This window comes from Microcoleus sp. Pol12A5 (genome assembly GCF_036701435.1).
In the GTDB taxonomy this organism is placed as follows: Bacteria; Cyanobacteriota; Cyanobacteriia; order Cyanobacteriales; family Microcoleaceae; genus Microcoleus.
Genome location: NZ_JAUBQU010000032.1, coordinates 1 through 13,403 on the forward strand (window position 1 = coordinate 1; position 13,403 = coordinate 13,403).

Genomic DNA, 13,403 nt, shown 5'->3' on the forward strand with positions numbered 1-13,403 from the left:
ACTCATTACCTAGCTATAACTGTTGCCTCGTTTACCTATCTTTACATACTTCAGTCTTTTCAGCCCGACCTACTTAATTAGCCCGTGTTTGTACTTAGGATTTTTGTTTTCTCTCGATGGATGAATCAGGACGGTACCTCCTGACACAGCCCCAAAATGGATCGCTGCGAAGCATAACAGTCGGGGAGAGATAACAATTTGAGACTAAAGTTCAAGCTTCCAGATTCATCTGTAAAGTAAATCTCAAATCTCATATCGACTGAAGAAGAATTTAATTATGGTTGTATAACCAGACATCATATTATCCACTTTATTAATTCACTGGCTTAGTGGAATTCGCGCAAAACTTTTCATCTACAATTGCCGAAGTAATACTGACAGGGTGCATTGATGATGACGGAATAATCAGGTCTTGCGGAACTACCACTGTCTTTTTACAAACCAGCTCGCTACTGCCTACAGAGGCAAAGTTCCAAGCATAAAATTCGGGAGTGCTGACTGTTGCATTGGCCGGATGTAAACCTAGTGCAGTCACTAATACTAATCCCAAAGTCACTAAAGCTACGATCGCGAATCTCAGCATATTCTTTGTTTGAACCCGACAACTTATCTGATTGGTATTACCTTATTATTGCCTGGGTGGATCGAGAGCGTCAACCGATTTGAGATTTTAGATTTTAGATTTTGGATTTTAGCATTGAGCCCACGGATAAATTCGGGGAATCCTTTATCGGATACAGGTTTTTTATTTCTGGACGGATGAATCCGGGGGCTTGTATCCTGGATGCTTTCGGTCAATAGCAGTTATTCCGCCGTCAGGTTCAACTCGTAAGCGATCGGCTCAGATGCTTGAGAAACTACCACGAATTCATAATAACCAGCATCATCCAGCAATCCAGACCAACTAAGCCCCTCTGCATCTTCCAGCAAAGCTCGCGCGCCCTTTGTCCGCCCCGGAGTATAAATTGACAGTAGAGTAGATTTGGGCGGTGCTTGCAAATTCACGCGCAAAGTTTGATTTTGAGCGAACCTGGCAATGTAAGCTTTCCCTTCTCCGGGTTTGAGATTGCCTGTGAGGCGTTTGCTCTTCGATAGGCGGTCAAATTCAACGCTTTCGATAGTTGCTCCAGCTTGTAAGGCTTCGAGTTCGTCGGCGGTAATTGCTTGCCAAATTTGTCCGATCGGCAAACCGATGAGATTGCGATCGCGCGGCTGTTCTGGAAACCAATAAAAGAACCTAGCATCGGCCAAATCGTACAAAGCCCGACTGCTCAAATTCAGCTTGTTAACCTCAGTTTTCCAGCGATCGATATCGGCGGTGTCGTAAGTACCCAACCGCGCTCTAGCATTGCTGCTGAGATTTTCCAGCTTATCGAGCAACTCGTCGCCGATTTTTTGCCACCTTTCGCGCCACTGGCGATCTTCCTCGCCTTCTTTTAACAATCGTCCCCCCAATTCCGGGTATTTGGCATAAAAAGTCTCGTCCACAAGGTTGACGTAACCGCTATAGAATCGATCGTCAATTTTGAGCTTGACAAAGCGATCTTGCAAAGCATCTTCTTGCTGCTGCTTCGGGTTGGGAGGCTGGGGAACTTTCTGTACTTTTGATTGCAGATTTAACAAAGAATTGCCCGCAAACCAGCCAACTCCCCCCATAGTTGAGAGCACCGCCACCACCAACAAAACCATTTTCCAAGCAGGCATTTTTTGCTGATTGCCAATAGCTGCAACTCGCACCGGAGTTCCCGGCAGTTTTGGCGCGGGGGCGGGCACGGGTATAGGGGAGAGATCCGGCGGCTGCGCGATCCCAAAATCCGGGGCGGGTGGCAAAGGTGGCTGTAAAGGCGGATTGCCGGAGAGAGCGAGCATTACCTCGCGAGCCGAGGAGTAACGCTGGCTCGGCTGTTGAGCAAGCATTTTATCCAGCACCAGGGACAAATTCGGAGACAGAGAACATTCCGCCCGCCAGTTCCAATTCAGCGTCTGACTGTCGAGCAACTGATGCGGTTCCTTCCCAGTCAGCAACACCAAAACCGTGGCCGCCAGAGCGTACAAATCGCTGTGGGGATAGACGATTCCCATCTGCATCTGTTCGACGGGAGCGTAGCCGAGCTTGCCGATGCGAGTCGCGGGGGCGGGAGCGCCGTTAGCCTCAGCGAAAAGAGACTCTACGGTAGCGGCGACTTGTTTTACTCCGCCGAAGTCGATTAGCACGGGCATCCCGTCAGAACTCCGCAGAATCAGGTTGTCCGGGGAGATGTCGCGGTGAATCACTCCCAAAGAGTGAATGTATTCGAGCAGGGGCAAAATCTGCAGCAGCAGTTGATTGATTTCTGCTTCTATAAACCGCAAACCCTGACGCTTGCGGGCGTCGAGCAAAAAGCGGTAGGTTTGACCGGGAACGTAGTCTTGGACGAGAAATAGGTAGCCTCGATCGCTGATACTGACGCGGAAGAGTTCGCGAAAGCGGGGGATTTGATTGTGTTGCAGCTTGTAGAGCACTCCCGCTTCCCGCTCGAACAGTTCCTCGGATTTTTGTAAAGCGTAACTTCCATGTACTTGGGGCGCAAATTCTTTTAAAACGCAGGGTTCGTTAAATCGGTGGGCATCTTCAGCGAGGTAGGTGCGCCCGAAGCCTCCGTGTCCCAATTCGCGGACGATGCGGTAGTGGTTGTTGAGAGTTATGCCGGGGTAGATGGGATTGTTCATTGGAACTTGCTGCGTCGGATTTTCACGCTTGACTGAGACTGAGGATTTTGGGCGATCGCTGAATTAATCTTGCCATAGTGTGTCAGTGTTTATTAGTCGATCGGCAGCTTGGCTATCCCCTGTGGTTATTGTGAAAACAGCGGTTTCGTGCTATGGAAGTTTATCCACTGCGCCATATTTTCGATCGACCTCAAAATGTGTTCAAATTTTGAGTGTCCAGCCCAATGTGCCATCCGGTCGCGCCGCGCTACTAATGGAATCTTGAGCGATCGAGGTGCAAAATACGCATTTTAAGGAGCAAATCATGCAGCCAGAACAGCGTCAGCGAGCAATTGGGGCGTTTGAAGAGTTTTTGAGGGCGCCGCTTGAGGAACGATTGCAACACCAGCAGAATCGAGTTGCCGAAGCCGGGGCGATCGCGCTTTTCCAAAAAGTCGCTGCCACAGTACCAGCTTACCAGACTTTCCTAGCTGAACATAACATCAATCCCGCCTCAATTCAAACCTTTGAAGACTTCCAAAAATTGCCCCTAATTACCAAAGAGAATTATTTACGCTGTCACCCACTACCTCAGTTGTGCCACCAAGGCAAATTAGAAACTTGCGATTTCATTGCTGTTTCATCGGGTTCGACAGGAAACCCGACATTTTGGCCGCGTTTTATCAGCGACGAGTTGCAAATTGCAACTCGTTTTGAACAAATATTTCACGACAGTTTTTACGCCGACAATTGCTCAACTTTAGCTGTCATTTGCTTTGCGTTGGGAACTTGGGTAGGCGGAATGTACACGGCAAATTGCTGCCGCTATATAGCGAGTAAGGGCTATCCCGTTACAGTTGTGACGCCTGGGAATAATAAGACTGAAATATTCAGAGTTGTGCAGGAACTTGGGGAGCATTTTGAGCAAGTAGTTTTGTTGGGATATCCGCCATTTATCAAGGATGTGATTGATAGCGGAATTTCTGGGGGTGTGGAGTGGCAAAAATACCGAATTAAGATGGTGTTTGCGGGGGAAGTGTTTAGCGAAGAATGGCGGAGTTTGGTGAGCGATCGCACTAATTCTGACAATCTATATTACAACTCTGCGAGCCTTTACGGTACTGCGGATGCCGGCGTTTTGGGCAACGAGACACCGCTGAGCATTTGCATCCGCCGCTTTTTAGCCAACAACCCGGAAGCAGCACGCAATTTATTCGGGGAATCGCGGTTGCCAACGCTGGTGCAGTACGATCCGAAAAGCCGCTTTTTTGAAGTGAATAATGACGGCACGCTGTTATTTTCTGGCGACAACGGCATCCCGCTAATACGCTATCACATCTCGGATAACGGCGGTTTAATTTGTTACGAAGCAATGCTCAATTTTTTGGCAGAATGGGGATTTAACCCTGTGGCACGTTTGCAGCAAGAAGCAGGTATGAAAGTTTCTGAGTTCCCCAGAGGAATTCGCTGCTTGCCCTTTGTCTATGTATTCGGGCGATCGCACTTTACCGTTTCCTACTTCGGTGCCAACATTTACCCGGAAAATGTCACCGTAGGTTTAGAAGTTCCCACCATTCGGGAATGGGTGACGGGAAAATTTGTACTGCAAGTCAAGGAAGATGCGGATCAAAATCGGTTTTTATCGGTGGTTGTGGAATTAGCAGCGGGGGTGGAGGGCGACGAGGAGATGCAGCAGGCGATCGCATCTTCAATTCTCGCGCAATTGCGGCGGCTAAACAGCGAATTTGCTAATTACGTTCCGCCAGAATATCAGTTACCTGTGGTGACATTAACGGAGATGGGCGATGCAGAGTATTTTCCGATTGGGGTGAAGCACCGATACACGCGGCAATAAGTAGTTTGAATTGATGAGCTATCAGTTTTCAAAAGTCTTGTGTTATTCTATAATTAGGGTAAGATTTGATGGTTAAGCTTAGAATATGCCAGCAAAAGACATCTACCACAATACTGTCAGAACAGCTCTAGAAAAAGACGGTTGGACGATAACAAACGATCCGCTAACCCTAGAAATTGGCGCTCGTTCCCTCTACGTCGATTTGGGTGCAGAAAAAATACTTGCTGCCGAAAAGCAAGGTCGCAAAATTGCTGTATAAGTAAAAAGTTTTTTGAGTATTTCACCCGTTCATGACTTAGAAGAAGCTTTGGGACAGTATATTGTCTACGAAGATATCTTAGAGCTTTCGGAACCAGAACGGAATATATATCTGGCTGTTCGGGAAGAAGTTTATCTAGATATTTTCTCTGAGCCACTGGGGCAACTTTTGTTGAAAAAAAAGACTAAAATTAATTGTTTTTGATTCATCAAAGTAGATAATTGTCAGATGGATAAACTAGATGAATATCGCCAATTTATTGAGAACATATTAGATAGTTATGCCCAGATTCCTTACCCATACGGGCAAGTAAAAAACAGCGTTATTGTTGACCGCGAACAAAACAATTTTTTACTGATACATGAAGGTTGGCAAGGGCCTCAAAGAATTCATGGGTGTATCGTTCATGTGGAAATTAGGGACGGCAAAATTTGGATTCAACAAGATGGTATAGAAACTGGAATTACCGCAGAACTTGTAGAATTAGGAGTGCCTAAAGACAAGATTGTTTTGGGGTTTCATCCCTATCACGTTCGGCAGCATACGGGATATGCGATCGCCTAAACCAGCTTACAATACAGGAAAATTGAATGAAAGGGCGATCGCTAGATTGTATCGGGATCAATATTTAATTCTCGCAGTTTCGCGGCCAGGCGATCGGCTCTTTGAGCTTCTTGTCCGGCTCGTTGAGCCTCTTCGTCGGCTCGTTCAGTCTCCCTTTCTGCAACCTCTTCAGGAGTAGAAACAAGCTCTCCTTCTGCTGTAAAGAAACGCAATTTTTCGCCACAAATTCCGAGACTCAAATCGAGCTGCTGACTCCGCAGATGCCCGAATTCGTTCGGTGCAATTGGTTCATATTCCCCGTCAACTAAATGAAACCCAGCTAATTCTAAAGTTTCTGGGTCAAACCAAAAGTAGTCGTGAGTGCGAAAAGTATCTTGATAGAGTTGTCTTTTAAAGTTTTTGTCTATATCCGCTGTTTTGGGCGACAAGATTTCAACGATGATATTGGGGTACTTTCCCTCTTCATCCCAAACTACCCAGCTTTTCCGAGTTTTACGTTCACTTCCGAGTGCCACAAAAAAGTCTGAGCCTCAGAAGTCCTTCGATTTGAGTTGCTTGGAACAGTAATAAAGGGTGAGGTTTCCAGCAGCATAGAAATCATTTCTATCTCGCCACAGCCATTCTAGACAGTTGAGGAGTAGGATTATTTGTCGGAGATCCAGTTCTGTTTCCACGGGAGGTTCGTCACTGTATAAATCGCCGGGCGGAAAGATAACATTTTCTGGTATTTCTTGTTCTAGTATCTCTTGGGTAGTAGCTAATTCTGCGGTTGCGGACATGGCTGCTGGGTGAGGAGTAAGAGGTTGTGTGTCTATTTTAGCAAGCTTTTCATATCTCTGCCCAAGACTATCATGAAACCCCGATCGCGCTTTTTGCCCAAAAACGCGATCTAGCACTCAATAATTAGTTTTTAACTATTAGCAATTAGCGTTTTATTGACCGTCAGTTTGTCTGAGAGCCGCCAGAATTTCCGGTCGCTTCATGCGCGCGTAGCCCCGCACTTTCCTGTCTTTGCCGATCGCCTTCAACCGTCTCAGCGAAAGACTTTCGTAGTCTTCTTCTGGGGACGGGGACGGAAACGGCAACTCCAACTGCAACTGCGGTAACTGAGGTTTCTGCTGTGCTTTCGACTGCTTCTTCGGCTGCGTTTTTGGCTGCTTCTTCGGCTGTGCCTCCGGCTGTCTTTCTGAGTGAGTCGCTGCGGCTCCCAGTTGGCTGCGGAGCGTTTCAATTTGATTTTTCAGGTCATTTTCTACATCTTCAATGGCGTCGGAAACAAACTGATTAATTGTTTGGACTGTGCGTTCTAGTTTTCTTGACAGCAGTTTTTCCAATTCATCCAACTGTCTCAAAGCACCTTCAAGATTTACCTCAGAAATAACAGCAGATGTCGGCGGACGGTTGCTGCTCGATTGTTCAATTTTTTTAGCCAATTTATCTACCTTTTCATGAAATGTTTTTTCAACTTGTTCAAGCAAATGCTTGATCTGTTCTATTTGGTTACGCTCAAAATTCTGCTCAGTTAGAGCTTTTATTTGCTTTTTTAGTAAATCTTCATTTTTTTTAACAGATTGTTCTATTTGTTTTGTTAGACTCTCTACCTTTTTTTGAAATGATAGCTCAAATTCTTGCAGTAGAGTCTCAATTTGTGCAGGTTTCTGAGTCGGTTGCGGAGCTAAATGTTCCATTTCTGTTTGAGCAACAGCTACCTCCTCGTCGCTCATTTCAAATACCCACGCCCACATTTGCTCGGTGCCGAGTTCTTTAGCAACAATACACCAATCTGAGCCGCAGACCACTTCATATTCTTCTTCGTTGCTGTAAGCTTCTGTAGGGCGTACAATTAAAGGAATCAAGTTGCTGCCTTGCTCGATCAAACTTCTCCTGAGAGCTTCGCGGCGTTCGCGAGGAATTTCGCCACGATGAGACTCTGGTATTGCAATTTGGGAAGTGTAAATCTGACTGTGACTAATGGGCTTAATCCGCAAATATTCAACTATTCGGTTTTGATCGGACGATCGATCCATCTTGTTACAAGTCCCCTTTTGTCATTAAAATCTGCTGTGTAGGTATTTATGTATGTTTGCACTTTACAGCCGGCGTTTTAAGGGATGCAGGACTAACCCAAGAACTCTAATTGTAGGGTGCGAGACAAACACCTTACTCAGACTCTGGTAAGTTAAAGGGTTTCTTGGGCTGAGTCTTCCCAGTCTGCGATCTAACTCGGTTATCTGGGGGAGATATGGCGTTGCTGCTGTAACTGTGCGGCTGGCTGTGCGGTGACAGCCCGGGCGATGGCGTCCCGCCCCGAAAGCTACGGCAAAAGTTACAGCAATTCCTAAAAAAAGCCACTGTGATGAGTTTAACTGCCTGCGGGACACCAAGGATACACAGCTTTACTCATCTTTACTTTTTTTGGCGTCAGGGCGATCGGGCTGGGGTTGCGAGTGGTCGCAGGAGTTGCGATTTATACGAAAGCCAGCTTTAATATCCCCTTTATTCTTTAGTCTCCAGCGAGAGGGACGGAAGTTCGTGTAGGATGGGTTTTAACCGCCGAGTCATATCGGGTTTTTCAACTTTTTTCGGGCGGGCTTTGAGCGCCCCAAAAATGCAATTGAGATGGCTGAAAGCTTATAAATATTTTTGCCACTTGTCAATAAGCTTAATCATTGTTTTCTCGCCTAACCCTTTACCTTTCATGCGTTCCAACACATTTTCAAAAGATGCAAACTGCTGCAAATCTCGCTCTTTGATGATTTGTTCTATTGTTTGAGCTTTTATGCCAGCATTTTTCAAATTTGTAGCCAATTTGAATTTATCTTGAGTGTTGAGTGCTTCCAACAGCGGAACAGGTTTGGGAATCCGACTTTCAACATCTTTAACCCTCTCTATCAACGCCTGTTTTTCCCGCGTATACTCGGCTTTCAATTCATTAATTCTGTTTTCCAATCGAGTTTCAATATTGGTCAGCCGCTGTTCAAAACTGGAGGACGGTTGCGGAACCACAGTTACACTTGGATTGTCAATGATTGCGGTTTTTCTGAGAATCTCAAGTTGTTCGAGGAGAAGTTCTTCATTTTCTTCTTCCAGGATGAATGCTCCGATTGTCTCGCCTTTGAGAGGTTCTATTTCCTTTGCTCTCGCCGCTGCGTAGTATTCAAAATTTCCGTCTACTATTTCGTAGGCATCCATACCGTTGCGGCGGACAATTATCGGATTAATCAATCCTCCTGACTCTAAAATCAGTCTCGCTAGTTTCTCCAAATCAGGCTCTGCAAAATTGGAACGGGGAACTGCGGATGTTATTTTTTTAACTGCAACCAGTGACGGAGATAATTTTTTCATTAGTTTTTACCTATTTTTTCCAAAACTTCGAGTGCTAGCATTTCAAATTCTTGGGATGCGATGCAATCAGGCTTAAAGTCTAGCACTGAAATGGGATCGGAGATTTCCATATTTCCCACGATTTGAAATTGTTCTGCACACTTTGCTAAATCGTCTCTCTCGTAAATTACGCTGTCCATGATTTCAAAGCCGTAGCGTTTGGGAATTGCCTCCCTCCGTTTGGGCAAACTGTACTGTACAAATTTACTATTAGTTGAGATTTTGCAAGAGAGTACGCCTAAAACTTCTAGAGGTTTCTTGCCAATTTGTTTTTTGAATCCATTAACTTTTTTAATAAAATCCTTGACATTAATCAGTCCTTGATTCGCAAAAGGTTTTAAGTCAGAAGGAATAATTAAATAATCAGCCGCAATTAGGGCAACTCTAGCATAAAAATTTAACGATGGTGGCGTATCGATCAGTACAATATCATATTTATCCTGTACTTCGGCTAGTTTTTGAATTAAAATCATTCGGCTGTAATCTAGTTGATTGAGTTCCGTTTCATATTGCATTAAATCAATATGGGAAGGAATCACATCAATTTCGGGATTGCAAAAATTAGACTTGCGAGCTACTTCTTCGATCGAGAAAAAGTCTTCTGATTGCAAAACTTGAAGAATATTATTATCTTTCAAATCGTCTTGTTCTTCATCCTCAAATTTTACTAAACCAGTCGCAAAGGTTGTATTTGCCTGACTGTCTAAGTCGATGACTAATACTCTGTTACCTTTCTTGCTCAGCGCTGCTGCTAAGTTGACTACTGTTGTAGTTTTACCCACGCCGCCTTTGTTATGGTAAACTGCAATGATTTTCATAGTATTTTGGCTTTTTTGGGGAACGGTTACATCGGATTTAACTTGAGGCTTAACTGGATAATTTTCAGGTATTTGTTCCGGTTCAGAGATTTGACTTGGCTCAGGTTCTGCGGGGGCGGGATTGTTGGGCTGTACTGGGACTTCGCTAACTAACTCAGGACTAACCAAACTAATTTTACTATCTTCCAGTTTGAGATTATCGGGATTTTTTATAAATTTTAAACTATCTCTGCCAATTAAAGCGATAATTTCATCAATTCTATTTTCAAGGTCTTTTCCAGCACACTTAAAGACTAGCTGAATATCATCGGCAACTCTTTGGTAAATTCTAATTTCTTTACCGTTAGTTATGAGTCCGTAGCGGATGCTCAAACTTGTTAAATAGCGATGGAGTTTTCGCAGGTGGCGGTCTAAATTTTCCTTCGGATGTTTAGCCTCCATAACTACACTCATCGGCGACTCTGCATCGACAAGTATGGGGATAACTTGGGTGGCAAATGAGAGGAAGTCTAAACGAATATTCCCAAATGCTATTTCTTGGTGCCAAGTGTCCGGCGTATAGCCTAACTTTGGTAGCAGATAGCTGACAATCAGTTTGCTTTCTACTTCGCTTTCGTTGCGACAGTTATTGGGATTGAAAGTCATTCGATTTTAGATTTTAGATTTTAGATTTTAGATTGGAAATGACTGATTTAATAATGGTAGGGATTATGATATTGACAGTAGGGCGCGCATTCCTCCCTTTACAAAGGCTACGGATTGTAATATCGAAAAACCCGGTTGTGTTTTACAAACCGGGTTTTTCTGGCCTTTATCGCGTTTAAAACTTACTTGGTTTTAGCGTTAAATTCCTGCAATGTTTGATAGCCACCAGCGGGATTGTATAGGTGACAGTTGTCGGCAATCCGCTTCATTAAAGACCAAGAAAATTCTGTTTCGTAGAGATGATCTTGCCAATTTTCCTTTAAGCTGCTGTGGGCGAGGCGCAAATTGTACCAGGGAATAGCAGTTGAAAGGTGGTGGGGAACGTGCACGTTAATGTCGTGGCACAGAAACTCTACCCAGCGGGGATAATCGCAGTGAACTGTTCCCGATAGTTGCGCTTGGGCTTCGTTCCATTCTTCGGGTTCTTTAAATGAAATGTCTGGTGCTGTGTGATGAACGATCGTAAAAGTGCTCATCCAGAAATGGTAAACCAGCCAGGGCATCAACCAAAATTTGACAAATCCCCAAATGCCTGTGGTTGCAATTAAAATCGGAAATCCGATCGCAGCACCGATTAAAACCACTAAGACAGAAAACCGCACTTGTTCTTGTTTCTGTTTTCCTGTGAACCGCCACCACATAAAGTGTACTTTTGCCCAGTGGGCGATCGAGCCGATCCACCACATCCAACCGAATATTAAACTATAAGCTACTTGTAAAGCCTTGGGCGCGCCAGCGTAGTCTGCTGCTGTCATCGGGTGCCAAGCATTATCCTCACCAAGTTTGTTGGTGTGTTTGTGGTGATAATTGTGTCCGTGCCGCCATGCGTGAAACGGATAAATTAACGGCAAGAATGCGAGATGTCCGACTAAATCGTTTACCCAGCGGCGGTTAGCAAATGACCGGTGTCCGCAGTCGTGTCCGATCACAAAAAAACCGGTTAATCCGGTGCCTGTGAAAATCCACATTAGGGGTAGTAGAAACCAAGGCGATACTGCTATGCCCCAGTAACCGACAGCAACTAAAAGAACGTTGACGATTACTTTTGTCCAAGCTTTGCGGGGATTTTTGACGAATACTTCCCGCGGCAGGGTTTTGAGAATATCTTTGAGGCGCAGGTTGGAAGTGTCACTTGCGGATGTCAAATTTAGTGGTTTTTCGATCGATGCTGTCATAAACTGATTTCGATTCTCCGTATGCCATGAGGATGGCTTAACAAATTAGCGCAATAAAAAAGCGCCATAAAATGTCAGCTCGTTGCCAGCAAGCAGCAGACGAGTTGAGCTGTAGGCAAGCGCGTTTTAGCAAAAGCTAGCGATCGCTATCCGCAGTTAGGAATTTCTAGCACTTTCGGCAAAAAACACTGCGGGTAGCAAAACCTTTGTTTTTATAACACAGGGGCAGGACAATTAGCATTAGCGACTGTTGTCTGCTAATTGCTGTTGCTGCCAGAAATGGGGTCGAGAGCCGGCAAGCCAGCGATCGAGCGTTGCTGTTTGAGGCTTTGCACTTCCAGCAGCAAGGATTCGATTTCCGCTTGCAAGTGCAGGAACTTAACTTGCTGATCGGCTTGGTAGGGGCACTTCACCGAATTTACTTTGCGGGCTAAACTGGTCGATAGCGTAGAAGAACTAGCCATTTCGGGATTGCTCGCGGTGACTTGAGGCCGGGAAAGAGTCGATGAATTATTTGACATCAGTAATTGAGTAGACATATCTACACATTCACACCATTAAGTTACTTTAACCTGAACCGATCGTATTAAACATCAAATTAACCGATCGAGCTAAAATTAGTGTAAATTCTTCGGCCATTGCCTAAAACCATTGACACCGTGACCCTGATTCTACCTGCTACTGACTCTGCTGCTAACTCCGCTGCCCGCGCAGCCGAGCCGAAACGCTACGGCTGGCCCGGCTTGATCGAAGCTTATCGCCCCTACCTGCCGGTGACGGAAACCACGCCGGTAGTGACCCTCCAAGAAGGCAATACTCCCCTGATTCCAGCACCTGCGATCGCTTCTCTCATCGGTAGAGACGTGCGCGTCTTGGTCAAATACGACGGCCTCAACCCCACTGGTAGTTTCAAAGACCGGGGGATGACAATGGCGATTTCCAAGGCGAAGGAAGCTGGTGCGGAGGCAGTAATTTGCGCCAGTACCGGCAATACTTCGGCCGCCGCCGCCGCCTACGCCCGACGCGGGGGGATGCGAGCTTTCGTGTTGATTCCCGAGGGTTACGTGGCTTTGGGCAAGTTGGCGCAAGCTTTGCTTTACGGTGCGGAAGTCATTTCGATTGGCGGAAATTTCGATCGAGCCTTAGAAATTGTCCGCGAAATGGCTGTTAACTACCCCGTGACTTTGGTAAATTCGGTGAATCCTTACCGCTTGGAAGGTCAGAAAACCGGAGCTTTTGAAGTCGTTGACGCCTTGGGCGACGCCCCCGACTGGCTGTGCATTCCCGTCGGAAATGCGGGAAATATCACAGCATACTGGATGGGTTTTTGTCAATACCACCAAGCAAAAAAATGTTCGCGCTTGCCGCAGATGATGGGATTTCAAGCCGCGGGGGCTGCGCCGTTGGTGACGGGAGAACCGGTGGCGCACCCGGACACCCTGGCGACGGCAATTCGGATTGGGAATCCGGCTAGCTGGAAACAGGCGATCGCAGCTTCCGAAGCCAGCCGCGGCAGTTTTGCCGCTGTCACCGACGCCGAAATTCTGGACGCTTACCGTTTGTTAGCATCGCAGGAAGGGATTTTCTGCGAACCGGCGAGTGCAGCTTCTGTGGCCGGCTTGCTGAAGGTAAAAGACCAAGTTCCCACTGGGGCGACGGTGGTTTGCGTGCTGACTGGTAACGGTTTGAAAGACCCGGATACCGCAATTAATCACAGCAACAATCTGTTTAAAAGCGGCATTGCTCCGACTTTGGATGCGGTAGCTGGGGCGATGGGATTTTAGAAGAAGGAAGAAGGAACAGGGAAGAAGGAAGAAGGAAGATAGAAACAGGCAAGATGCCTGTTCCACTCTTAGTTAAAATCTCTTGTGGGGAGTAGGGGTTGGGCATCTTGCCCGCCCGTAAGCCCATCGAAACAGGCAAGATGCCTGTTCCACTCTTAGTTAAAATCTCTT

The 13,403-nt window shown here is 45.9% G+C and carries 10 protein-coding genes and 2 pseudogenes; 4 read left to right on the forward strand and 8 right to left on the reverse strand.

The genetic code is table 11. The features are described from left to right. Positions 1 to 313: 313 nt before the first annotated feature. Both QUA45_RS11300 and QUA45_RS11305 read right to left on the reverse strand, forming a co-directional pair. Positions 314 to 583, reverse strand: a complete 270-nt coding sequence (locus QUA45_RS11300; RefSeq protein ID WP_333094641.1) for a hypothetical protein — start codon at positions 581 to 583, stop codon at positions 314 to 316. A gap of 221 nt (positions 584 to 804) precedes the next feature. Further along, positions 805 to 2,709 carry a serine/threonine-protein kinase gene (locus QUA45_RS11305; RefSeq protein ID WP_333220732.1) on the reverse strand — a complete coding sequence of 635 codons (1,905 nt, stop codon included), beginning with the start codon at positions 2,707 to 2,709 and terminating at the stop codon, positions 805 to 807. 304 nt (positions 2,710 to 3,013) lie between these two features. Here QUA45_RS11305 and QUA45_RS11310 point away from each other — a divergent pair, with 304 nt between their 5' ends. From QUA45_RS11310 to QUA45_RS11320, 3 genes and pseudogenes are all read left to right on the forward strand, one after another. Beyond that, positions 3,014 to 4,543: a phenylacetate--CoA ligase family protein gene (locus tag QUA45_RS11310; RefSeq protein WP_333094638.1), complete on the forward strand. Its 1,530-nt coding sequence runs from the start codon at positions 3,014 to 3,016 to the stop codon at positions 4,541 to 4,543. A gap of 85 nt (positions 4,544 to 4,628) precedes the next feature. Beyond that, positions 4,629 to 5,006 (forward strand): annotated as a pseudogene (locus QUA45_RS11315) (XisH family protein). Between the two features lie 24 nt (positions 5,007 to 5,030). After that, positions 5,031 to 5,366 (forward strand): XisI protein, encoded by a 336-nt coding sequence (locus QUA45_RS11320; RefSeq protein ID WP_333094637.1) that lies wholly within the window; start codon positions 5,031 to 5,033, stop codon positions 5,364 to 5,366. 41 nt (positions 5,367 to 5,407) lie between these two features. On the opposite strand, the pseudogene QUA45_RS11325 reads toward QUA45_RS11320, so the two are convergent. From QUA45_RS11325 to QUA45_RS11350, 6 genes and pseudogenes are all read right to left on the reverse strand, one after another. Next, a pseudogene (locus tag QUA45_RS11325) lies at positions 5,408 to 6,145 on the reverse strand (Uma2 family endonuclease). 153 nt (positions 6,146 to 6,298) lie between these two features. Beyond that, on the reverse strand, positions 6,299 to 7,393 hold the full coding sequence (locus QUA45_RS11330) for a Rho termination factor (modular protein) (RefSeq protein WP_333220734.1): 1,095 nt from the start codon (positions 7,391 to 7,393) through the stop codon (positions 6,299 to 6,301). 604 nt (positions 7,394 to 7,997) lie between these two features. Continuing rightward, positions 7,998 to 8,711: a ParB N-terminal domain-containing protein gene (locus QUA45_RS11335; protein WP_333094635.1), complete on the reverse strand. Its 714-nt coding sequence runs from the start codon at positions 8,709 to 8,711 to the stop codon at positions 7,998 to 8,000. Beyond that, on the reverse strand, positions 8,711 to 10,213 hold the full coding sequence (locus QUA45_RS11340) for an AAA family ATPase (protein ID WP_333094634.1): 1,503 nt from the start codon (positions 10,211 to 10,213) through the stop codon (positions 8,711 to 8,713). Before QUA45_RS11340 ends, QUA45_RS11335 begins: the two co-directional genes overlap by 1 nt. Before the next feature lie 182 nt (positions 10,214 to 10,395). After that, entirely contained in the window at positions 10,396 to 11,448 is a 1,053-nt protein-coding gene (locus QUA45_RS11345) for a fatty acid desaturase (RefSeq protein WP_333094633.1), read from the reverse strand. Positions 11,449 to 11,705: 257 nt separating this feature from the next. Next, a complete protein-coding gene (locus QUA45_RS11350; protein WP_333094632.1) occupies positions 11,706 to 11,987 on the reverse strand; it encodes a hypothetical protein in 282 nt (93 codons plus the stop codon). Positions 11,988 to 12,107: 120 nt separating this feature from the next. Here QUA45_RS11350 and thrC point away from each other — a divergent pair, with 120 nt between their 5' ends. Continuing rightward, a complete protein-coding gene (gene thrC, locus QUA45_RS11355; protein ID WP_445304911.1) occupies positions 12,108 to 13,232 on the forward strand; it encodes a threonine synthase in 1,125 nt (374 codons plus the stop codon). Positions 13,233 to 13,403: the final 171 nt, after the last annotated feature.

Bases quoted from the DNA above. Each gene is read 5' to 3' on its own strand.
- QUA45_RS11300 (WP_333094641.1), bottom strand. From the start codon at position 583: ATGCTGAGATTCGCGATCGTAGCTTTAGTGACTTTGGGATTAGTATTA.
- QUA45_RS11305 (WP_333220732.1), bottom strand. From the start codon at position 2,709: ATGAACAATCCCATCTACCCCGGCATAACTCTCAACAACCACTACCGC.
- QUA45_RS11310 (WP_333094638.1), top strand. From the start codon at position 3,014: ATGCAGCCAGAACAGCGTCAGCGAGCAATTGGGGCGTTTGAAGAGTTT.
- QUA45_RS11320 (WP_333094637.1), top strand. From the start codon at position 5,031: ATGGATAAACTAGATGAATATCGCCAATTTATTGAGAACATATTAGAT.
- QUA45_RS11330 (WP_333220734.1), bottom strand. From the start codon at position 7,393: ATGGATCGATCGTCCGATCAAAACCGAATAGTTGAATATTTGCGGATT.
- QUA45_RS11335 (WP_333094635.1), bottom strand. From the start codon at position 8,711: ATGAAAAAATTATCTCCGTCACTGGTTGCAGTTAAAAAAATAACATCC.
- QUA45_RS11340 (WP_333094634.1), bottom strand. From the start codon at position 10,213: ATGACTTTCAATCCCAATAACTGTCGCAACGAAAGCGAAGTAGAAAGC.
- QUA45_RS11345 (WP_333094633.1), bottom strand. From the start codon at position 11,448: ATGACAGCATCGATCGAAAAACCACTAAATTTGACATCCGCAAGTGAC.
- QUA45_RS11350 (WP_333094632.1), bottom strand. From the start codon at position 11,987: ATGTCTACTCAATTACTGATGTCAAATAATTCATCGACTCTTTCCCGG.